This window comes from Mesorhizobium sp. M7A.F.Ca.ET.027.02.1.1 (assembly GCF_004022985.1).
Lineage (GTDB): Bacteria > Pseudomonadota > Alphaproteobacteria > Rhizobiales > Rhizobiaceae > Mesorhizobium.
The window spans coordinates 1-440 of the sequence record NZ_RZOL01000951.1 but is presented as its reverse complement, the minus strand read 5'-3'; the positions used below and the strand labels follow the sequence as shown (position 1 = coordinate 440).

Annotated in this window: 1 protein-coding gene; it reads right to left on the bottom strand. The window is 57.0% G+C overall.

Features of this window, described 5'->3' with window-relative positions:
• Positions 1-253 (bottom strand): LysR family transcriptional regulator (locus EN749_RS37170; RefSeq protein ID WP_128365160.1); only part of this gene is annotated, 253 nt, incomplete at its 3' end.
• Between the last annotated feature and the right edge of the window lie 187 nt (positions 254-440).

Here is a 440-nt window from a genome sequence, read left to right as displayed (position 1 = left end):
CCTCGGCTTGCTGCAGCAACTTTCGCGCCCCCGGCAGGAAGCGCCGCCCATCCTCGGAAAGCACCACGCGCTGCCGGATGCGTTCGAACAGCAGCGCGCCGAGATAATTTTCCAGATCCTTGACCTGACGGCTGACGGCGCTCTGGGTCAGGTTGAGCTCCCTGCCGGCGCGCGTGAAGCTCGCGTGTCTTGCCGCGCATTCGAATGCCTGGATTGCAACCAGGTCCGGCATCAGCTTTCTGCTCAATATCATGCTTATCTCGCATCAACCTAGTCGAAATCATCGCGACCCATGCCGTCTGAAATCTGATATCACTCTTTTCCGGAATGATCTCATGTTTTATCAAAGCGAGACCGCACTGTGCAAAACGCTGTTTTCGTTGCATCCGATGACATTCGCTCTGCCTTTTCGGCGGCGATGTCACTCATGTACCGGGCCG